The organism is Leucobacter chinensis, from assembly GCF_019049105.1.
GTDB classification, from domain to species: Bacteria; Actinomycetota; Actinomycetes; order Actinomycetales; family Microbacteriaceae; genus Leucobacter_A; species Leucobacter_A chinensis.
The window spans coordinates 24437-45157 of sequence record NZ_JAHQZR010000002.1 but is presented as its reverse complement, the minus strand read 5'-3'; the positions used below and the strand labels follow the sequence as shown (position 1 = coordinate 45157).

22 protein-coding genes are annotated in these 20721 nt (G+C 58.2%); 8 read left to right on the top strand and 14 right to left on the bottom strand.

Features of this window, described 5'->3' with window-relative positions; genetic code table 11:
• Positions 1–45 precede the first annotated feature (45 nt).
• Positions 46–630 (top strand): hypothetical protein, encoded by a 585-nt coding sequence (locus tag KTJ78_RS02160; RefSeq protein ID WP_217132231.1) that lies wholly within the window; start codon positions 46–48, stop codon positions 628–630.
• Here the strand turns inward: KTJ78_RS02160 and KTJ78_RS02155 are convergent.
• Together KTJ78_RS02155 and KTJ78_RS02150 are read right to left on the bottom strand one after the other, a co-directional pair.
• Positions 612–1121, bottom strand: a complete 510-nt coding sequence (locus KTJ78_RS02155; protein ID WP_217132230.1) for a DUF7832 domain-containing protein — start codon at positions 1119–1121, stop codon at positions 612–614. The two genes, KTJ78_RS02160 and KTJ78_RS02155, sit on opposite strands and share 19 nt — an antisense overlap.
• A 30-nt stretch (positions 1122–1151) precedes the next feature.
• Entirely contained in the window at positions 1152–1382 is a 231-nt protein-coding gene (locus KTJ78_RS02150; protein ID WP_217132229.1) for a hypothetical protein, read from the bottom strand.
• On the opposite strand from KTJ78_RS02150, the gene KTJ78_RS02145 reads away from it, so the two are divergent.
• Positions 1381–1650 (top strand): hypothetical protein, encoded by a 270-nt coding sequence (locus KTJ78_RS02145; RefSeq protein WP_217132228.1) that lies wholly within the window; start codon positions 1381–1383, stop codon positions 1648–1650. The genes KTJ78_RS02150 and KTJ78_RS02145 overlap by 2 nt on opposite strands.
• An 82-nt stretch (positions 1651–1732) precedes the next feature.
• A complete protein-coding gene (locus KTJ78_RS02140; protein ID WP_217132226.1) occupies positions 1733–2098 on the top strand; it encodes a LysR substrate-binding domain-containing protein in 366 nt (121 codons plus the stop codon).
• 29 nt (positions 2099–2127) lie between these two features.
• On the opposite strand, the gene KTJ78_RS02135 is transcribed toward KTJ78_RS02140, so the two are convergent.
• Genes KTJ78_RS02135 through KTJ78_RS02115 form a run of 5 tightly spaced genes read right to left on the bottom strand, consistent with a single transcriptional unit; the run spans position 2128 to position 7867 of the window.
• A complete protein-coding gene (locus tag KTJ78_RS02135) occupies positions 2128–3360 on the bottom strand; it encodes an alpha-hydroxy acid oxidase (RefSeq protein ID WP_217132224.1) in 1233 nt (410 codons plus the stop codon).
• Positions 3357–4085: an ABC transporter ATP-binding protein gene (locus tag KTJ78_RS02130; protein ID WP_217132223.1), complete on the bottom strand. Its 729-nt coding sequence runs from the start codon at positions 4083–4085 to the stop codon at positions 3357–3359. Before KTJ78_RS02130 ends, KTJ78_RS02135 begins: the two co-directional genes overlap by 4 nt.
• Positions 4082–5794 (bottom strand): branched-chain amino acid ABC transporter ATP-binding protein/permease, encoded by a 1713-nt coding sequence (locus tag KTJ78_RS02125; protein WP_217132222.1) that lies wholly within the window; start codon positions 5792–5794, stop codon positions 4082–4084. Before KTJ78_RS02125 ends, KTJ78_RS02130 begins: the two co-directional genes overlap by 4 nt.
• The gene (locus KTJ78_RS02120; protein ID WP_217132221.1) at positions 5794–6669 is read right to left on the bottom strand and encodes a branched-chain amino acid ABC transporter permease; all 876 of its coding nucleotides are present in this window, start codon (positions 6667–6669) and stop codon (positions 5794–5796) included. The genes KTJ78_RS02125 and KTJ78_RS02120 overlap by 1 nt, the downstream gene beginning before the upstream one ends.
• A 28-nt stretch (positions 6670–6697) precedes the next feature.
• Positions 6698–7867 (bottom strand): ABC transporter substrate-binding protein, encoded by a 1170-nt coding sequence (locus KTJ78_RS02115; protein WP_254259299.1) that lies wholly within the window; start codon positions 7865–7867, stop codon positions 6698–6700.
• 256 nt (positions 7868–8123) lie between these two features.
• On the opposite strand from KTJ78_RS02115, the gene KTJ78_RS02110 reads away from it, so the two are divergent.
• Positions 8124–8585, top strand: a complete 462-nt coding sequence (locus KTJ78_RS02110; RefSeq protein ID WP_217132220.1) for an OsmC family protein — start codon at positions 8124–8126, stop codon at positions 8583–8585.
• A gap of 32 nt (positions 8586–8617) precedes the next feature.
• Here the strand turns inward: KTJ78_RS02110 and ybaK are convergent, their stop codons facing one another.
• Both ybaK and trpD read right to left on the bottom strand, forming a co-directional pair.
• The gene (ybaK, locus tag KTJ78_RS02105; RefSeq protein WP_217132219.1) at positions 8618–9109 is read right to left on the bottom strand and encodes a Cys-tRNA(Pro) deacylase; all 492 of its coding nucleotides are present in this window, start codon (positions 9107–9109) and stop codon (positions 8618–8620) included.
• Between the two features lie 10 nt (positions 9110–9119).
• Complete coding sequence (trpD, locus tag KTJ78_RS02100; RefSeq protein ID WP_217132218.1) at positions 9120–10181, bottom strand: anthranilate phosphoribosyltransferase; 1062 nt, start codon at positions 10179–10181, stop codon at positions 9120–9122.
• Between the two features lie 203 nt (positions 10182–10384).
• Between trpD and ctaE the strand changes: the two genes are divergently transcribed.
• From ctaE to qcrB, 4 genes are read left to right on the top strand one after another with little or no spacing between them, the layout of a single operon-like run.
• Positions 10385–10999: an aa3-type cytochrome oxidase subunit III gene (ctaE, locus tag KTJ78_RS02095; RefSeq protein WP_217132216.1), complete on the top strand. Its 615-nt coding sequence runs from the start codon at positions 10385–10387 to the stop codon at positions 10997–10999.
• A 17-nt stretch (positions 11000–11016) separates the two neighbouring features.
• Positions 11017–11835: a cytochrome bc1 complex diheme cytochrome c subunit gene (qcrC, locus tag KTJ78_RS02090; RefSeq protein WP_217132214.1), complete on the top strand. Its 819-nt coding sequence runs from the start codon at positions 11017–11019 to the stop codon at positions 11833–11835.
• Between the two features lie 47 nt (positions 11836–11882).
• Positions 11883–12953 carry a cytochrome bc1 complex Rieske iron-sulfur subunit gene (gene qcrA / locus KTJ78_RS02085; RefSeq protein WP_217132212.1) on the top strand — a complete coding sequence of 357 codons (1071 nt, stop codon included), beginning with the start codon at positions 11883–11885 and terminating at the stop codon, positions 12951–12953.
• Entirely contained in the window at positions 12950–14560 is a 1611-nt protein-coding gene (qcrB, locus tag KTJ78_RS02080) for a cytochrome bc1 complex cytochrome b subunit (RefSeq protein WP_217132210.1), read from the top strand. Before qcrA ends, qcrB begins: the two co-directional genes overlap by 4 nt.
• 226 nt (positions 14561–14786) lie before the next feature.
• On the opposite strand, the gene KTJ78_RS02075 is transcribed toward qcrB, so the two are convergent.
• From KTJ78_RS02075 to KTJ78_RS02055, 5 genes are all read right to left on the bottom strand, one after another.
• Positions 14787–15806: a hypothetical protein gene (locus KTJ78_RS02075; protein WP_217132209.1), complete on the bottom strand. Its 1020-nt coding sequence runs from the start codon at positions 15804–15806 to the stop codon at positions 14787–14789.
• Positions 15807–16283: 477 nt separating this feature from the next.
• A complete protein-coding gene (locus KTJ78_RS02070) occupies positions 16284–17543 on the bottom strand; it encodes a hypothetical protein (RefSeq protein ID WP_217132207.1) in 1260 nt (419 codons plus the stop codon).
• A 5-nt stretch (positions 17544–17548) separates the two neighbouring features.
• Positions 17549–18340 carry an ABC transporter ATP-binding protein gene (locus tag KTJ78_RS02065; RefSeq protein WP_217132205.1) on the bottom strand — a complete coding sequence of 264 codons (792 nt, stop codon included), beginning with the start codon at positions 18338–18340 and terminating at the stop codon, positions 17549–17551.
• Complete coding sequence (locus KTJ78_RS02060; protein WP_254259298.1) at positions 18333–19247, bottom strand: ABC transporter permease; 915 nt, start codon at positions 19245–19247, stop codon at positions 18333–18335. Before KTJ78_RS02060 ends, KTJ78_RS02065 begins: the two co-directional genes overlap by 8 nt.
• A complete protein-coding gene (locus tag KTJ78_RS02055) occupies positions 19244–20662 on the bottom strand; it encodes a sugar transferase (protein ID WP_369807961.1) in 1419 nt (472 codons plus the stop codon). The genes KTJ78_RS02060 and KTJ78_RS02055 overlap by 4 nt, the downstream gene beginning before the upstream one ends.
• Positions 20663–20721 lie beyond the last annotated feature (59 nt).

Sequence of the window (20721 nt, the reverse complement as noted above, 5' to 3'; positions counted from 1 at the left end):
CCGTTGTTCACCAACCCGAAACGTTGCCCCTGTACCGTGTGCCCCATGGAAGCAGCAATTCAACTCGGCCTGCAGGCAGCGACCGAACGGCAAACGCCTCCCGGCGTGGTTCCTGGCGACACGGCCCGTAACGCGGCCCGCGAAGCTGCCGCGGCACCAGCTGGCGTGTCGCAGCCCACGAACGATGTGCAGTATCTGCACAAGCAATCAAGCCCAGCGTTCCCGCGGCCCAAAAGCGGCTTCGCGCCATATGTCGCACTCACGATCGTTGGCTGCACGGTCGCCGCATTCCTGTGGCTGCGCAACACCGATTCTGGCAGTGTGTGGCTCGCGTCGCTCATGGTGCCCGTCGTGCTCGGAGTTGCGAGCGCCTTCCTTGTTTCTCGGCTTCGCGGTTCACTCGATCGGGGTGGCCGCTACCGCGGGCTCGGTACGGTGCTCATGACCGATCGTGCCGGTGTTGTGCTCGGTGAAGACGCGCAGCAACGCGCCCTCATTGAGGTCGAGGCTGGCAGCGAACGTTTTCTGCTCGTCGCGACGCAGCTCGGTTTGGCGCTTTCGCCCGGCATGCGTGTTGAAGTCAGCTGGTCACGCGAGAAATCAGAGACCTGCTACGTACACGGCGCCTGAATGCTGCTGTGCTGTGCCCGCCACTCACCGAGCCGGCGCGTGAGCAGCGGCGTGATGCGGGCGTAATTCTGCCAGGTGTCGGCGACGTGGTAGATCGTCTCACCGTCGTCCCAGAACACATCGATGTAGTCATCGAGGTATGAAGGCCGGGTCTCGTCACCATCGTTGTCGTAGTACGACAGGGTGAACGCCGCACCCTCGGCGGTGAGCACCGCCGTCTCAACCGCTTCGTTGCCGGCGTTTTCGGCAAATGCCGCCGGAGTGAGACGACGCTCGGCAAGATCGCGGGCTGTCTCCCCCGCCAGCGGCTTGCTGAGCCCGTGCTCTGCGCACCACGCGAGATACATGCCGATGTGCGTAGCCGCGCGCTCGGGTGCGAGGTCGTCAGGGTAATCGCCCTCACTGTGCCACAGAGCTCTGTCGAAGATCGTCATGAGACGAGCCTGACCGCTGAAACTGTCGACGCGGTTACGGGAAAGTAACGGGTTCATGGCGTTTGCGTGGCGTGCAACTCCCGCCGACTAGCGAGTGGATCGTCTCGTTGCCAACGAAATGATGCCTCTCACGGTGACCACGATGACAACGAGGCCCCAGAGTGCCTGAAATGCCGCGAAGGCCCATGGTGCGATGACCGGAGCGGTCAGAAACGTGGCAAAGGAGCCTACGAGCGCGAGGGCCCCCATGGTGAAGCGAGTGTTGGCGGTCGCTGCCATGCCCGTTGACCCCGGGCTCATGATGAGCCAGAGATTCATGACGAATAGAAACCCCCACGGCGATGCCCCAGCCTGCGGTGAGTGGCCATCGCACGAGGCGTTGCGGTATTCGGTGCCCCTGGTTCGACCAGTTGTACGCGTCGCGGCGGCCGAGCGTGACGAGCGCCATGGCGAGCAAGGACGCACTCGAGAGCGCAAGCAACACGACACTCAACGAGAGCAGCGGCGCCCCGCTCTGGTCCTGCCACAGCAACGCATGCGTGACTTCGCCAAGGCCCGCGAGGGCGAGTGTGAGGCACGTGAGTGACAGCAATACCCACGAGGTCAGGTCGCGATCGCGGGCCGTGAGGGTCATTCTGCTATTTTACGGTGCTCTCTGAGGCGCGCGGTTGCTGGCAACGCTTCACGATGAAGCGATATGCGAGACCACAGGCGCTCAAGACAACGGCACCGAGCAGCACGGGAACGAAGAGGTAGCTCCACCCCTCGTGCGGCCAGCCCTCGAACTCGCGAGCAATACCGCGGTGCTCGAGTCGGCAGCGGCGAACGTTGCGCCTGCGGTCATCAGCACTTGCACCACGGTTGGGTACCTTGAGAAAGGCCGGCTCGTACGGGTGCGTGTCGATCGGGTGAGCTTTCGGCGACAGCTCGGCGCGATCTGGAAGCAGGGTTCGCAGCCACCGGGCTTTGCCGCCCGCGCCTTTCTCGAAACCGCCCGTAACATCGAAAAAGCCCCGGCTGCTCACACTCGGTGAAACAAGCCGGGGCTTCCTCGGTACATCGTTTACGGCAGCGTGACCCTGCCGCGCAGTTCTGAGACGTTTTGGGCGCCCATGAGCTGCATGGTGCGAACCGCCTCTGCGCGCATGATGTCGAACATCTTGTCGACCCCGCGCTCTCCCCCGGCCATGAGCCCGTAGAGGTAGGCACGACCGACCATCGCGGCGGTTGCCCCAAGGCCCACCGCTGCAAGCACGTCGGCGCCAGAAAGAATGCCGGTGTCGATGTAGATCTCAGCACGTTCGTTGACCGCCTCTGCGACGTGTGGCAGCAACTCGAGCGGTGTTGGTGCGCGGTCGAGCTGGCGCCCGCCATGGTTCGAGACAACCATGCCGTCAACACCTAGGTCGAGAACGCGACGTGCGTCTTCGACCGACTGGATGCCCTTGATGACGAGCTTGCCCTCCCACTCGTCACGTAGCCACTGAACGTCGTTCATGCTGAGCGCGGGGTCGAACATCTGCCCCACGAGCTCAGCGACGGTGCCGTCGAATGAACGGAACGAAGCAAACTCAATCGGTTCGGTTGTGAGCACGTTACCCCACCACTGCGGGTAGAGCGCGAAGTCGATCATCGTCTTGAGGCTGAGCGTCGGCGGAATCGTGAGGCCGTTACGCTCGTCACGCAGGCGGTTGCCGGCGACGGGGGTATCGACGGTGAGCACGAGTGTGTCGTAGCCCGCCTTTCGCACCTCGTCGATGAGCTGGCGCGACGCGTCGCGATCTTTCCAGAGGTAGAGCTGGAACCAATTGTTGCCGTCGGGCACCTCGGTGACGAGCTCGGCCGGTGAGGTCGTGCCCATCGTCGAGAGCGAGTACGGAACCCCTGCCCTGGCCGCCGACCGAGCGACCGCGACCTCTCCCTCGTGCTGCATCATGCGGGTGAACCCGGTCGGTGCGAGAAGGAGCGGGAACGCGGCAGGCTTGCCGAGAATGGTCGTCTCGGTGCTCACGTCAGAGACGTCGTGCAGCACCCGCGGCATAAACTCGACTTTTTGAAACGTGGATCGGGCGCGAGCAATACTGACCTCGCCCTCGGCAGCGCCGTGCACGTAATCGAATACTGAGCGCGGCGTGCGACGGCGGGCAATTTTTGCGAGGTCTTTGACCGTGAGCGCCTGGCTCAGGCGACGCTCGGTCGCGTTGAACTTCGGCTTCTTGAACTCGAGATACGACGAGATGTCGCTCCACTTGGGAACGCTTCGGCGAATGTTGCGTGGAGACTGGCTGCCAGTCATGATGCGGTGGTACCTCCCGTACCGAGATATGCCTGAATGATGCTGTCGTCGGCGAGCAGGTCACGGGCCGAGCCCGAACGAACGACCTCGCCGTTTTGCAAAATGTGGCCGTCGTTTGCTGCCTGCAGCGCCCTGCGGGCGTTCTGCTCGACGAGCACCACGGTCGAGCCCGACGCGCGAATCTCTTCGATGACCTTGAACACCTCGTCGACGATCTTTGGGGCGAGGCCCATCGAGGGCTCGTCCATGAGAATGAGGTGCGGTTTCGTGAGCATGGCGCGCGCGATCGCGAGCATCTGCTGCTCGCCGCCCGAGAGCGAACCGGCAGCGAGGTGACGGCGTTCGCCGAGCACCGGGAAGCGCTCGTACATCTCTGCGATGGCCTGAGCAGACCCCTTGCGGTGGTTCTTCGCGCCAAGCTGCATGTTCTCTTCGATCGTGAGGGTGCTGAGAATCTGACGACCCTCTGGTACCTGCACGAGCCCCTGCTTCACGAGCTTGTGGGCCGAGGTGCGAGTGATGTTGCGCCCCTCGAAGGTGATGCTGCCACCCGAGGGCTTCAGCATGCCGGTGATGGCGTTAATGATTGACGACTTGCCGGCGCCGTTGGCACCAACGAGCGTCACGAGGGTGCCCTCGGTTACGTCGAACGAAACGCCGCGTACGGCCTGCACCTTGCCGTACGAAACGGCGAGGTCTTTCACACTGAGAATCGGTTCGCTCATTCTGAGACCGCCTCCCCACTTTCCTGCTTAGCGTCATCGTCTTCGGTTGCTGCGCCGAGGTAAGCCTCGATCACACGCTCGTCGGCGGCGATCTCTTCTGGAGTACCGCTCGCGAGCATCTTGCCGAAGTTGAGCACGGCGATGTGGTTACAGGTGCCGAGCACCATGCCCACGTTGTGCTCGATGAAGATGACCGTGAGACCGTCGGCCGCAAGCTGCGTGATGAGCGCCGAGAGTCCCTCAGCCTCAACGTGGTTCATGCCTGCGGCGGGCTCGTCAAGAATGAGCACCGATGGATCGGCCGCGAGAGCCCTGGCGATCTCGAGGCGGCGCTGATCGCCGTACGAGAGGGCTCCGGCCTCAACATTGGCCTTATCGAGCAACCCAACCTTGTCGAGGCAGCGAGCTGCGTGAGCGAGCGCAATCTGCTCGTCGCGCTTCGCCGACGGCAGCCAGATGAGGCGGCGCAGGAAGGTAGGTTTGGCGATCAGGTGTGTGCCAATGAGCACGTTCTCGAGAGCACTCAGCCGGTTGAAGAGCTTCGAATGCTGGAACGTGCGTGTGAGGCCAGCGGCGGCAACTTTGTGAACCGGGGTCTTCGAGATATCGACACCGAGCACCGTGGCCGTACCCGAGGTCGGCGGAATGAGGCCCGAGATCATGTTCACGAGTGTCGTCTTGCCGGCACCGTTCGGCCCGATAAGGCCTACGACGTCGCCACTTCGTACCGTGAGATCAACACCTTGCACAGCGTGCACGCCGCCGTACTCCTTGGCGAGCCCCTTGAGCTCGATAACGGTCTCGCCAGCTTTCGGGTGCTCGCGCAATGCGAGGCCTTCGGCGTTGATGTTCTTGAGCGCCTCGACGTCGATCTTCTGCTTGCGGCGGGGTACGAGACTCGCGATGCCGCCGGGCAGGTACAAAATGACGATGAGCAGGAGCAAGCCCGAGATAAACGGCCTGATCCACCCAGCATCGATGCCGATCATGCGCTGCACCTCTGGCAGCATCGTCTGGAAACCGCTGCCGAGCAGCGGACCGAAGAAGTTTGTGGTGCCGCCAACGACCGCGGTTACGAGGCCGTCGATGGCCGTGCTAAAACCGAAGTCTTCTGGTGCGACGAGTCGCATGTAGAAGGCCCAGAGTACGCCATACAGGCCAGCGATGGCGCCTGCAGCGATGAACGCTGAGAGGCGGTGACGGCCAACGTCGATGCCGATGGCACGGGCAGCGAGTTCGTCTTCGCGAATCGCCTCAAGCGCACGACCGTAGCGTGAGCGCCCCTGGCGCCAGAACCAGTATGCGACGAGCGCGAGAATAACCCACGCAATGGTCGGGGTAAGAATCTTGGGCACCTGAATGCCCTGTGCCCCACCCGTCCACTCCTGGTTGAGGATGAAGATGCGAATGGCCTCGGCAAAGCCGAGCGTCGCGATCGCGAGGAAGACCCCGCGCAAGTGCATCGTGGGAAGACCGAGAATCGTCGCCGCGAGTGCGCCGACCACCATGCCCACGGCGATGGCAAAGAGCAGCGTCGGGATGGTCCCCCAAGCTGTGGGAGCCGGGGTAATCGCGGCCGCAGTGAAGGCGGCGATGCCCGCGAAGCCCGCCTGGCCGAGACTCAGCTGGCCTGCAACGAGTACGGCATAGAAAGAAAAGGCAAAGATCGCGTTGAGCGCGATGAAAACGAGAACTGATTCGCTAATCATTAGACTTCACGCACCTTCTTCTTGCCGAAGAGCCCCTGCGGGCGCAGGAGAAGAATAATGAAGAGCAGCGCGAACGCAATGAGATCCCGCCAGCTCGAGCCGAAGTACTGAATTGCAAACACCTCGGCGATGCCGAGAATGAGGCCACCGGCGAGTGCGCCGGGCAGCGAGCCCATGCCTCCGAGAATGATAACGGCGAGGCCTTTGAGCTCGATCGAGCTGCCCATCGACAGCTGAGCACTGTTGACGTTGAGGGCGAAAAGCACACCCGCAACCGCACCGAGCGCCGATGAAATGGCGAAGGTGGTTGCGGTGACGCGGTCAACGCTGATGCCGAGCACGCGTGCCGCGGTCGGGTTCTCGGCGACCGCGCGCATTGAACGCCCGAGCGATGAACGCTGCACGAGAATCGTGAGCGCGATCACCAGACCAATCGAGATCGCAAGGATCGCGATCTGAAGGTAGGTCGCGTTCGCCCCAAACACCTCGATGCTGCCCTCAGGAACAGTGCCCTGAGGAAAGCGCCGGGTGTTTGGGCCGAACACGGCCTGCAGCAGTGCGACGATCATGCCGCTCATGGCGATAGAAGCGATGAGGCCAGCGAAGTGGGCGTCGGCTCGGTTTTTGAGCGGTCGAAACGCGAAGCGTTCAATGATGAGGCCGAGAATGGCGCCGAACACGAACACGATAAGCATGATTACCCAAATTGAGAGTTCAAGCTTTTCGGCGATACCGATGCCCACAAATGCCGAGGCGGCAAAGACGGCTGGGTGTGCCAGGTTCAGTCGATCCAGGATGCCAAACACCAGGGTAAACCCGATGGCAAAGAGCGCATAGATCGAGCCGATAAACACACCGTTTAACAGCTGCTGCATGAGAAGTAGATTCCTAGGTAGTGAAGGGTTAGTTCAACACCGCAAACGTGCCGTCTTTGACGATCTGCACGACGGCCGGGTGCTCTGCATCGCGATTCGCGTTGAAGCTCACCTCACCGAGAGGGGTTGAAACGTTCTTGAGTGCGCCGAGGCTCTGCTGAAGAGTGTCGCGCTCGGCCGAGCACTCGCTACGAATTGCAGCGTCGTAGAGCTTCAGGCCGGTGTATGCCTGTGCCGCAAACTGGTCTGGCTGGTGGCCAAACTTTGCTTCGAACGCTGCGAGAAACTCTTGGTTTTCAGGGGTGTCTGAAGCCGAGTTCCAAGCCGCACCAACAATAACACCCTCGGCAGCGTCGCCGCCGTCTTGCATGAGCAGCGGGTTGTTGAAGCCGTTGCCGCCAACGATCGGAGCGTCGATACCAGCCTCGCGTGCCTGGGTGACGAGCGGAATCGCAGCCTCAATGAGGGCTGAAACGATGAGCGCGTCGGGCTTCTCGCTCTGAGCAGCGGTGAGCAGGCTCCTGAAGTCGGTGTCGTTTGCCGAGAACGTGAGGGTGTCGAGCACCTCAATGCCCTGGTCTTCGAGCGCCTCTGCCATGACCTTGTAACCCGACTCAGTGAAGGCATCGTCGTTGCTGTACATGACAACGACCTTCTTGATGTCGTTCTCGGCAACCGCAGCCTCGATGGTCTGTGGAATAACCTGTGCCTCGGTGAGCGAGTCACGGAACACGTACTCACCCATGTCGGTCACGCCCGAGGCGGTGGTCGAGATACCCATAACCGGCATGCCGGCGTCCTGAGCTACCGGCATCGCCTGGAAGGCCGTGTTCGAGAGGGTTGGGCCGAGAACGCCGCTGGCGCCCTTCTTGACGAGATCTTCCATGACGCTAATCGCCTGGCGCGGTTCGCTCGCATCGTCTTCAATTTCAAGCTTGTAATCGATGCCACCCTGCTCGGTGAGCTCTTCGAGGGCGAGTTCGATGCCCTTCTTCTGCGACTCGCCGTAGCTCGCTGCTCCGCCGGTGAGGCTGAGTGCTGCGCCAAGGGTCACGGGAGATTCAATCGTGCACTGGTCTCCACTGCCGCTTCCAACGAGTTCGCCTGAGCCGGCCGTGTCGTTTGAGCTGCTGCAACCAGAAAGCACGAGCGCTGCGGCTGAAGCCAGAGCGACCGTGCGAAGGGTGTTTTTCATCATAGTGATCTCCGTTGAAATGGGTTTCTTTTGTGGATCTTCGTTGGTCCTCAGACAAATTGTTCCACAGTTGTGCACCACTCACAATTTCTCTTTTCGGTCATTGGCGCGTCGCGTGAATCACGCGGCGGGCGCGAAGCCGTGCGAGTATGGTGTCGAATAAGCGGCAGAATGGCCGTTACCGTCACCTTTGAGAAGGGCCAACGTGATCGCACAGCAGCACTCATTCACGACCGAAGTTCGTTGGCAGGGCTCCCCAATGCAAGCTTCTGAACGGCGATTCTCTCGCAAACACGTCATCGAGGCCGAGGGGCTGCACCCCATCGAGGCTTCAGCTGCGCGGGTGTTTCACGGCGATGCTGATCGCTGGAACCCTGAGTTGTTGCTCATCTCGGCCGTGGCCGAGTGCCACATGATGACCTTCTTGTTTCTCGCGAAACGCGAAGGGCTCGAGATTCTCGACTATCGATGCCGCGCTGAGGGCACACTCGCGCTCGATGCCGATGGTGTGGGCGGTGAGTTCGCCGGGATCAGCCTCTTCCCCGTTGTGACCTTCCGGGCTCGCGAAGAGGCCGGGCTGCACGAAGAAACCTGCCTGCACGATGAAGCAACGATCATCGCGCTGCACGACGAGGTTGGCAAGTACTGTTTCATCGCACGCTCAGTAACGGCACCCATTACGGTCGAACCAGCACAGCGAGCGGTCACCCTAGAGAACTGACGCTCACCCCCGAGGGGCTTTGCTCCCCGGTTTCAACTCGTGAGAGGAGCGCTCACTGCCCCGGCGGCTTCGCTGAGCGCACCGGGAGCAATCTCGAGGTCGAGGCCTCTCCTGCCTGCCGAGACAAAAACGGTCGACCAGTCGTTTGCGGTCTCGTCAACGACGACCCGCATCGGTTGGCGATGCCCGAAGGGGCTTACGCCGCCGAGCACGTACCCGCTTCGACGTTCGGCATCAGCGGCCGCTGCGAGATCCGCCTTCTTCGCGCCTAGCGCAGCGGCGACCTTCTTGAAGACGGCTTTGTGCGAGACCGGAATAATCACGACGGCAAACTCGCCATCGACCTGCACCACGAGTGTTTTGAACACGCGTGCCTCATCAACCCCGAGCTGCTCGGCACACTCCCGCCCAAAGTCAGTATTGCGCGGGTCGTGGTCGTACTCGTGCAGCGTGTACTCCACCCCCGCGGCGTCGAGTGCCTGCGTCGCGGGCGTCGTGACGACCTTCGCCTTCTTCTTGGCCACCCTGCCCCGCCTATGCTCCGGCCGGGTGCGTCGCCTTCGACCAGCGTGCGAGCTGATCGAGTGCCCGGCCGGAGTCGACAGCGTCTGCTGCAATCTCGATCTTTGACTGCAGGCGCTGGTGCATGCCGAGTTCAGCCGTCGCCGGGTCCTTGTAGAGGTCATAGGCGACCATGCCCGCTGCGGCATTGAGCAGCGCGATATCGCGAGCTGGCCCTTGCTCCCCCTCGAGAATGCGGCGGATCGTCACCGCGTTCTCAGCCGGCGTTCCCCCGATAAGATCGGCGATCTTTGCCACCGGAAGCCCTACATCACGGGGGTCGATGTCGTGCTCGGTGATTGAGCCACGGCTCACCTCCCAGATGTGTGAGTGGCCGGTCGTCGAGAGTTCGTCGAGCCCGTCATCGCCTCGAAAGACGAGTGCCGAAGCGCCCCTGAACTGGAAGACGCCAGCGAGCAGCGGTGCCTGGCGAAGATCGGCGACACCGACGGCGTTGGCCTCGGGGCGCACCGGGTTGCAGAGGGGGCCGAGGAAATTGAAGACCGTGGGAATGCCGAGATCGGCCCTCGCCTTCGCAACGTGCCTGAAACCGCTCAAGAACTTGGCCGCCCAGACGAACGAAATATTCGTTTGCTCAAATACTGAGGTGATGTGGTCTGACTGGTAGTCGAGATCGACGCCCAGTTCGGTGAGTACATCAGACGCTCCTGATTTTGAGCTCACCGCCCTGTTTCCGTGCTTGACGACGGGCACCCCGGTTGCGGCGGTAATAATCGACGCGGTCGTCGAGACGTTGAAGGTACCGAAACGATCACCGCCGGTGCCGACAATGTCGACGCAGTCGGGGCCGAGGCCAACCGGCATTGCCGTGTCGAGAATCGCGTCGCGAAAGCCAACGATCTCGTTGACCGAAACACCCTTAGCCGCGAGCAGCGTCAAAAAGCCACCAATCTGCGCGTCAGATGCGTTGCCAGTGATGATTTCGTTCATCGCCCACGCCGCCTGCGCCATGCTGAGCTCTTCGGCTCCGAGCAGTTGATCAAGGACATTCGGCCAGGTGTGCGTAATTTCCATGACCTCAAGTCTAGTCTTCGCGGTTTTTGACAAACAACACGCCGTGAAAAACGCCAAATACGGCGCGCGCTCACAGCTTGTCATCAGGATTCAAAAAGTGAGGTAAAGTGGAGGAGATATTGGTCAAATTTGTGCCACGCCGAGAGCAGTTGGAAAACACACACCAAATTTTCAGCCATAATGGAGGAGTGACGAAGAGCACTATGAATACCAAAACAGCAGCGGCTTCCGTGAAGAGGCCTAATACCGTTGCCGTAGGCACCATCGTGTGGCTTGGCAGCGAGGTGATGTTCTTCGCGGGTCTTTTTGCCATTTACTTCACCCTCCGCGCCATGGCGCCAGAGTTGTGGGAGTACCAGACCGCGAAGCACAACTTCCCGTTCTCGCTGACCATTACGGCCATCCTCGTTCTGTCTTCATTCACCTGCCAGGCAGGTGTGTTTGCCGCAGAGCGGATGCAGCCACGACGCACGAGCTGGGCTCTGAAGGACTGGGGTGCCATCGAATGGTTTTACCTCACCTTTGCACTCGGCGCGATCTTCGTGGCCGGGCAGACCTGGGAGTACGCACAGTTCGTTGAGCACGGCATCACCCTTCCTGCCGACGCATACGGTGCAGCCTTCTACATGACCACAGGGTTCCACGGCATTCACGTTGCCCTCGGTCTCGTAGCATTCTTGTTCGTTATTGGCCGCATGTACGCCGTGAAGAACTTCACCCACAAAGAAGCGACCAGCGCCATGGCAGTCTCGTACTACTGGCACTTCGTCGACGTCGTGTGGGTCGGCCTGTTCTTTGTCATTTACATCTTGAAGTAGCTCAGGAGATATTGATTATGGCTCGCGCCAATAAAAACGTACGCAAATCAGGGCGTAGGCACCCACTTGCAACAGCCGCTCTGGTGATCACCGGTTTGTTGATCACCGGTGCTGCCTACACGGGTTTCACCTCAACCGCTGCAACCGCAGAGGTCTCGCTTGACTCGCAAGAGGCGATCGATGAGGGTCAGAAGCTCTTTGCAGCAAACTGTGCAACATGCCACGGTATGAACGCCGAGGGCATCCAGGAATCATCTGGCAAAATGAGCGGCCCTTCACTCATCGGTGCTGGTGCCGCCTCGGTTCACTTCCAGGTTGGTACCGGCCGTATGCCGCTCGCCTTCCAGGGCCCCCAGGGCATCGTGAAGCCGAAGCAGTTCACCGAGGAGCAAACGCTGCAGCTTGCTGCCTTCGTTGCATCGCTGGCCCCCGGGCCCGCACTGCCAGACCAGAAGTACCTTCAGGCCGACGGTGACGCAGCAAACGGTGGCGTTCTCTTCCGCATTAACTGCGCAATGTGCCACAACGTTTCAGCAGCCGGTGGCGCGCTGACGCAGGGCAAGTACGCTCCCCCACTCGGTGGCGTGCCCGAGACGCACATTTACTCAGCAATGGTCACGGGCCCTCAGAACATGCCCGTCTTCAACGATGCGAACCTCACCCCTCAGGACAAAGCTGACATCATCACGTACCTGAAGCTCATTGAGAACGAGCCCGCTGTCGGCGGTCTTTCACTCGGCTCAATTGGCCCGGTTTCAGAGGGTCTCTTCATCTGGATCATTGGTCTTGGCAGCATCATCGCGCTCACCGTTTGGGTGACCGCGAAGTCAAACTAACTCGGTCTGCTCACTTAGACGACATCAGTCATTAATCAAGGAGAAACATGGCGAAGGAAGCGAACAGCGGCAACGATAATGCCGTTATCGCAGCTCAGGGCCAGCAATCGTCGGAGCTCGTCGGCACAGCCGTCATTGCGCCTGACGCAGTGCAAAACCCTGGGTTACCACCTCATGGTCGTCGAGTCACAGACCTCGACGAGAAGAAAAACAAGTCTGCTGAGCGAGTTGTCTACTCACTCTTCTACGTGTCGCTCGCCGGAAGCCTCGCTGCCGTGCTTGCCTACATGTACTTCCCCATCGAGTCTGGCGATGCAATGGACATTCGTCTGCACACCATGTTCGTGGGTGCTGCGATGGCCCTCGCACTGCTGTCACTCGGCATCGGAGCGGTTCACTGGGGCAAGGCCCTCATGTCAGACCACGAGTCGATTGACGTGCGCCACCCGATTCCAAGCAGCCCAGAGGTGCGTCAGGACGCAGCTGAGATCTTCGAGATCGCTGACGAAGAGTCAGGCTTCAGCCGTCGTACGCTCGTGCGCAACAGCCTCATTGGTGCGCTCGTAGCATTCCCGCTGCCCGGCATTGTCTTGCTGCGCGGTCTCGGCCCCCAGGACGTTGATCCGGTTGAGGTCTTCGGCCACACGATGTGGGAGAAGGGCACGCGTCTTGCTCGCGACCCATCCGGCGTTGCGATCAAGGCCACTGACGTTCAGATCGGCTCGGTTTTCCACGTGATTCCCGAGAACCTCCATGAGGCTGAGAACCACCTCAACGAAAAAGCGAAGGCTATTGTTCTTCTCATGCGCCTTGATCCCAAGGAGCTCATCGAAGAAGAGCACCGCAAGTCGTGGTCATACGACGGCATCGTCGCTTACTCGAAGGTCTGCACCCACGTTGGTTGCCCCGTTGCTCTCTACGAGCAGCACACGCACCACCTCCTCTGCCCCTGCCACCAGTCGCAGTTCGACGTTTCTGATGGAGCGAAGGTTGTCTTCGGCCCCGCTAAGCGCCCGCTGCCGCAGCTTCCGATTACGGTCGATGATGAGGGCTACCTCATCGCGCAGAGCGACTTTACTGAACCTGTTGGACCGAGCTACTGGGAGCGTCTCAAGTGAGTACAAAGGTAAGCCAAGAAACTACCTCAGCTGCCGGCGCAAGCACCTTCACGTCGCGTGCAGCCACGTACCTCGACGACCGTACCAAGGTAGGCGTCGTCGTCAAGGAATTCGGCCGTAAGGTCTTCCCCGACCACTGGTCATTCCTCCTCGGCGAAGTTGCTCTGTACAGCTTCGTCGTCATCCTGCTCTCAGGTACCTTCCTGACCCTGTTCTTCCAGGCGTCAATGGCAGAGGTTATCTACGACGGCCCGTACGTGCCGATGAAGGGCATCGAAATGTCGGCGGCTATGGCCTCGACAATGGACATCTCGTTCTCGGTTCGCGGCGGCCTGCTCATGCGCCACGTGCACCACTGGGCTGCCCTGCTCTTCGTTGCCTCAATCGGTCTGCACATGCTTCGCATCTTCTTCACCGGTGCGTTCCGCAAGCCTCGCGAGCTCAACTGGGTTATCGGCTTCCTCCTCTTCATCCTCGCGATGGCCGAGGGCTTCACCGGTTACTCACTTCCTGACGATGTTCTCTCGGGCAACGGCCTTCGCATTATCGACGGCCTCATGAAGTCGTTCCCTGTTGTGGGCACGTATACCTCATGGTTGTTCTTCGGTGGCGAGTTCCCGGGCACAGACATTGTCGGTCGCCTCTACATGCTGCACATCATGGTTCTGCCAGCACTCGTAATTCTGTTCGTCGCGCTGCACCTCGTATTCGTCGTCGTGCACAAGCACGCACAGTTCCCCGGTGCAGGCCGCACTCAGCAGAACGTTGTTGGCTACCCCATCCTTCCTGTGTACGCAGCGAAGGCCGGCGGTTTCTTCTTCATCGTCTTCGGTGTCATCATGCTCATCGCTTCATTCGTCGGTATTAACGGCGTCTGGGCATACGGCCCGTACGATCCCTCACCGGTTTCTGCTGGTACCCAGCCTGACTGGTACATCGGCTTCGCCGACGGCATGCTGCGCCTCATCCCACCGGGTTGGGAGACCGAATGGTTTGGCTACACCTGGTCGTGGAACATGCTTGTTCCCGTGATCATCATGGGTGGCTTCCTCGTTCTCGTTGCGATCTACCCCTTCATTGAAGCTTGGGTGACCGGCGACAAGCGCGAACACCACATCCTTGACCGCCCACGTAACGCTCCTACTCGTACCGCTATCGGTGCTGCTGGTGTGACGTTCTACGCGGTCATGTGGGCAGGCGCAAGCTCTGACCTCATGGCAACCCACTTCCAGCTCTCGATGGAAGGCGTGATTCACGCACTGCAGTTCTGCCTCATCGTTGCTCCGATCGTTGCTTACAACGTGACGAAGCGCATCGCGATTGCTCTTCAGAAGAAGGACAAGTCGATCGCACTGCACGGCTACGAGACAGGTCGCATCGTCCGCCTCCAGGGCGGCGAGTTCGTCGAGGTACACAAGCCCGTCGACGAGTACGAGCTCTGGAACCTCGTGAGCTACCACGATTACGCGCCGCTCATGCTGCGCCCCGATGCCGATGGGCGCATCCCGTTCTCGAAGCGCCTGCGTGCTGGTTTCAGCCGCTGGTTCTACGAAGACCGCGTTGTTCCTCCGACGCAGAAGGAAATCGAGTCGGCCGAAGACCACTAGTCTTCCCCACTCAGTCTTAAGCCCCGCATCACTTCGGTGATGCGGGGCTTTTGCGCTCACCCCCAGCCTGCTTGTTGCAGGCGGGTCTCTTCTTAGATTCGTTGCTTCGCGTGACCATGGCTTCTCTTGCAACACGAGCAGGAGAAGGCCTCGCATACAGTGTTGAAGGCGGGCACCTTTAGGCGCCCGCCTTCAACACTGTACAGAAGAAAAAGTCTAGCCCGCTTTACTCAGCCGCTACCTTCGCTGTTTCTGGAAAGAACGTGTCAACAACATTTGCTGCAACGTTGCGTGCTTCGCCTTCCCACGGAAAATGGTGAATGGAGAGTTGTGGGCTGGTGTTCACCTCGAGCACGACGGTTTGACTGGGCTGGCCCTCAACATTGAACATGAGGTCAATGCCACCGAGCTTCATCCCGGGTAGTGCAGAAATGACTTCTTGTACACGCTCTTGCTGTTCTTCGCTCAGGGTTCCGGTCGCATCGATTGAATCACCGCCGCGTTGAAGGTTTGAAATATTAGAAATGAATACCCGTTCGCCCTCTGCTGGAATTGATGCTTTTGAAAGGCCCTGCGTCGCAAGAAAGCTTTCTTCAATATCGGTGAGCAGTAATGGTTCGTGCGACTCATGATTTTTGCGCTCTTTGTTCTTCATGCGAACGAGCTTAGAGATTTTCGATTTTCCGTCACCGACGACGCTTGCCGGCCGCATCCAAGAAACGGCCACAACTTTACCGTTCACTGCAAGACACCGGTACTGGTCACCGGCAAAGTAGGGCTCGATGATGACTTTACCGCCGTAACGCGCAGCGATGTACTCAAATTTTTGAGCGAAATCTTTTTCTTCGCTGACGCCAACGAAAACATCGCTGCCGCCCTGCCCCGCGTCGGGTTTAAGAACGACTGAACCGTACTTTTGCGCCCACAGCCATGCAACAGCGAGGTCATCCGATTCAAACAGCTGGCTGTTGGCCGTGTTGATTCCTTGTGCACGAAGTAGTGCATTTGTTGCGCTCTTGTAGAGTGAGACCCGCTTCATCAGGTTCGTGTTCAGGGAGCAGTTTCCACCCCTCCACCAGTGCTTTCTGTTTCCGTTTTTCAACGTAATGGACCTGCCCGTGGCAGACTTCTGAACAGTTATCCCCCGGTCTAGGGCTTCCTGGACCAAGACTAAATTAGAGTAAACCATTTTATGGAATCCAAGATGCCTAAGGTGCATCATGGCATCATCTAAATTAGTTGACATTGCTTAAGCCTTTCAACGCTCACTCGCAGATTTTACATAACACAAAGACGTCAGCAACCACTAGTTCCACCGCGAAAAGAGCTGCCCCAAAGGAATAACTTTTCTTTTTCTGGTGAACGACCGTCAGATAGGCCGGTGAATAACAATATCGTGCGTTGGTAATTATTATACATTTGCAGGACATGTACGGCAGAAGCAAGGTTACCCTCAGCACAGAGAAAAGATATAACGTTTCATACCGACCGCGAACCACTCATCGCTGAGTCTGAGTAACAACCAAGTATCCTCCGCTTGAGTAACTCCGTATGCTTACCGCAGTGAACACGAGGCGGAGACCTGAAACGGCTCAGTGACCGCGAAGCCTAACCTGCAAGGACCAGGAGTAAGCCATGCTGCTGAGACACTTCCCCGGTTATGTCGATAGGGCTCACTGATTGCCTGAATCGCAAGCCACGATAATCACTTCAGACAGGCGCTTTAATCGCTGACTGAGTCTGTCTCGGCCGGTGGTGTCTCTGTTACTGGAGGCTGTGGCTCGGGATCAGGTTCTGGTTGCGGTTCTTCAACCGGAGGCGGCGTTGGCGTTGGAGTCGGCGTAGCTGGCTGCTCAGTCTCTTCTTGCTGTTGGCGTTCCCGTTCAGCTTGCTCTGCTGCTTCACGCTCTTGCTGTTCAGCAAGAAGCCTTCGCTGCTCAGCAGCAGCCGCAGCCTCCTCTTCATGCTCAAGCACTGTTCCAGAGATGTCAGCCCAAGCTTTCAGAAAACTGCGTGCCTCATAAGAAACGACCATGAGTCGGCGTGTCTCACCAATAGGCATTGCCGTGTCACCCTCTTTTGAAGCAGAGCCTGCGGCCACCGGAGAGAGCTTGCCGTCTTTGGAACGGGTAAACATCTCTGCAGTTTGGCTGTCAGCTAATTTCGCAGCCATGGTTTGCAAAGGTTCAACATCGAGTTCGTAGTACTCTGCCTGAGCAATAAACTCTTCAGAAAGTTCAGGGAGCGCTTTGAGGAAAGGCTCCAAATCTTTCATGAAGCTCTCACTCCCGACCGTCTGCATTGCAGAGAAGTCGTCAAGCAGTTCGGTGTGCCGTTTGGAAAGTTTGCGCAGTTGCTGCTCGCTGTCAGCAATCTCTTCTTTGAGCTCTGCAAACTCCGCATTGGTCATTTTGTCTACATTCGTTGCGACTTTCAGCTGTTCACCCTGTTTGACGTCAAAAAGGTAGGCGATCTGATCGGTTGGGGCCAGGAACCAAGATGCAGAGCGCACCGTTAAGACCTCATGCTGAGCATCGGTTTTCTTCTCTCTGATGGCGCGCTCTACGATTTTCTTGGCCTCGCGCAGCTCAGGAGTCGAAACATACTCCTCATATGTGGTGACCGAAGCATTGACCTTGGTGACGACTGCCTCAAGACTTTGTTTAGCCTCAGCGGGAATTTCTTCGCTCGTCGCAACAACGGCGCTCAGTTGTTTCAGTTCTTGCGCCAGACGCTGCAATTCGAGCGCTTGCAAGCCCAAGTGCACCGTAAGGGCACTATTTTCGTACTCGAGAGTTGACAGTTCGCGTGCGTTCGTTGCCATCTGTGCAACGTAATCGCCGCGTGAATCGAACTCGATGCCCTGGACGATTTGTGGGGTCATGAAACCGACGATGAGCAGTGCTGAGCCCAAGGCTGCCAGAGCAACCCGAATACGCTTTTCGAAGATGCGTTTATTACTTGACGTGCCATTCATGCGCATACCCATCAACTGTTTACTGCTCTCGCTGCCGCTGGGTTCTTCGGCTCAGCTATAGCACCCAACCCTTTGCTGAGTACCTGAAGCGCCTTTTCAGAAGGGCCATCAAAAATCACTTTTCCTCGTTCAAGGACGATGCCGCGCTCGCAGAGCTGTTTCACCTGTGAAGCGTTGTGCGTCACGATAAACATCGTTTTGCCTTGGGCTTTCATCTCGTTGATGCGTTTATGGCATTTCTTTCTGAACTGGGCATCGCCAACTGACAGTGCCTCGTCGACGAGGAGAACGTCAAGGTCGGTGTGAACCGCTACTGCGAACCCTAGCCTCGCGCGCATACCAGAGGAATATCGTTTGATCTCAGTATCAAGAAAATCACCGAGTTCGGCAAACTCGACAATTGAGTCGTAACGCTCGTTGATTTGTGCCTGCGACATACCTAAAATCGAACCGTTGAGGTAAATGTTTTGCTTGCCGGTGAGGTTAGGGTCGAAACCAGCGCCCACTTCGAGAAGGCCACCGACTTTGCCTCTAATGCGCACGTGCCCGCTATCAGGGCGCAAGACACCAGTGAGTAGTTTGAGCGTGGTCGATTTGCCCGAGCCGTTTCGTCCCATAACCGCGACCGCTTCGCCTTCATACACCTCGAAGGTCACGTTGTGAAGCGCCGTGAAGTTAGTCGTGGCTTTCCTTCGTTTTACAAGGTCAACTGCAACTTGCTTGAGCGAACGCCCATGCTGAATTTTGAAGTGCTTCGTCACGTTATACAGCCCGATGCGAGGCTTTTCGATCGAGTTAGACATACTGCGCAAAGTCTGCCTCCTTGGAACGGAAAATAACCTGACCAACAATGAGCGTGCCAATCGCGATGCAAGAACTCGCGAAGGTAAACATTAAGAGGTGATCGGGAACCGTGGCACCGTCAATGAGCGGTACCCAGAAAGCAGCGTGAAAGAGTTCTACCGCAGTCGTCACCGGGTTGATCAGGTAGACGTTATAGAGCCACGAAGGGAGTACCCCGCGAATCATCTCCCATGAATACAAGACTGGCGACGACCAGACAGCAAACATGAGGAACACATCGACAATGCTCTTAGCATCGCGAAAAGTCACGTTGATAGCGCTAAAGATGAGCCCCAGGCCCGTGACAAAGGTGAGCACGATGAGAAGCCCGAGCACGAAGAGTCCAAGGGCTGCAAACGTAAACTTCCAGCCCACAATAACCAGCACGATCAAGAGCACCAAAACCTGCGGCCCAAAGTGAATGAGCGACGAAAAGACTGCTGTCACCGGAAAGAGCTCACGAGGCAAGAAGACTTTCTTGATGAGCTCGCCGTTTGAAGTAATCGAAACGGTCGTGCTTTGCAGCGCCTCTCGAAAGAGGTTGATCACAATAAGGCCGCTGAACAGATAAATTGGGAAGAGCTCGATGCCACGGTTCACACCGAGCACAATGCCGATCACAAAGAAGTACATAAAGAACTGCATTGCAGGTCGAATGTACGACCACAGCCAGCCGAGTACCGAGCCGTAGTACCGCGTGGCCGTACTCTTCTTCAAGAGCAGTCGAAAAAGCTCTCGATGTGTGAACACATCGAGGATCCACCGGCTCTCACCTGGTGTCGTAAACTCGGGATCTTCGATGGGCGTGATCCGCTCTTCTGAAGCCAGCCTACGACGGTCTCGTCGTGAGATCGTTTCGCTACTCAATATGCCCCCACACCCTTGACGACAACCCTGATGGTGCGCCACATGATCAGCAAGTCACCAATAAATGACCAATTCTCGACGTAAAAAAGATCAAGCCTCACGCTCTCTTCCCAAGGAAGATCGCTGCGGCCATTAATTTGCCAGAGACCACTAATGCCGGGTTTGACAAGCATACGCCTGTGCACCCACTCGGTGTATTGCTGCACCTCGTTGGGCAACGGAGGCCGTGGGCCCACGAGCGACATATCGCCTCGAAAGACGTTCCACAGTTGAGGCAGCTCATCGATGCTGTGCCGGCGCAGAAAACGCCCGACGCGTGTTACCCGTGGATCATTCTTGAGTTTAAAGAGTGGGCCGAAGCCGTCAGTGCGGTCAAGAAGACCAAGCTGCTGATTAGGTGAGCCCTCGAGCATGGTGCGGAACTTGTACATCGTAAAGATCGAGCCGTTCAGACCATTACGTTCTTGCGCGAAGAAACCTGGACCTTTGCTGTCGCAACGAACAAGAATATATGTCACGAGAAAAACCGGGCTTAGCAACAACAGAGCGAAGCCCGAGACGATGACGTCAAATAGACGCTTCGTAAGATACCGTTTGCCGTTGAACTCGGGGTACTCGACGTGCAAGAGCGGAAAGCCCGAAACCGGTCTCATGTGTAGCCGGGGGCCGGTGATGTCAGTGAGTGAGGTAGCCACGATCAGGTCAGTATTGCTTCCCTCAAGGTACCAGCCGATCTCACGAATGCGTTGCGGGGTGAGTTGGTCAGAACCTGTCAAGATCACAGCGTCAGGCAGGTGCTCATCAATGACCGTTTCGATGTCATCGAGGTTACCGAGCCTCTCGGTAGCCTTCAGCTCCTTGTCCTTGGTTGTGATTGCACCAACGACGTGAAAACCGGCAATCTTGTTGACCTGAAGCTGACGCACGGTGTGGTCGCACTTCTCGGCCTCCCCCGCGATCAAGGTACGGTAAACATTTCTTCCCCGTTTGCGCTGCTGTTGCAGGCGTTTACGCCAGGCCCAACGGCCGCACAGCAACAGAAAAAGCCCACAGGGAAAAGCAATGAAGAGGTGCCCTCGACCAGTCGAGAAATTCATGGCAAACATGATGATAGAGAAAATGCCGAATGTCGTGAGCGTCGCATTGATGACACGTTTATACTCGTCAGGACCGGTAGCGAACACCCGCACGTCGCGAGTGTCAAAAACGACCAGCGAAACAGCCCAGCCATATGCAAGCAATAACGAAATCAGCGTGTAGTCACGAATGAGTGCGAATTGCTGTGGCTCATTCCAAGCGAGATCACTGAAGCGGTGACTCAGCCTGATCCACTCCGAAATACCGAGCGAGAGAACGATGATCAGAGTATCGGTATAAAAGAGCTTGCGCGAATAGCGCAGCTGCCAACCAGGCACCCCTGCCAAACCCTAGTTCCCTTCTCCAATTCCCCCTGCATTATTCTACACGCAACGGT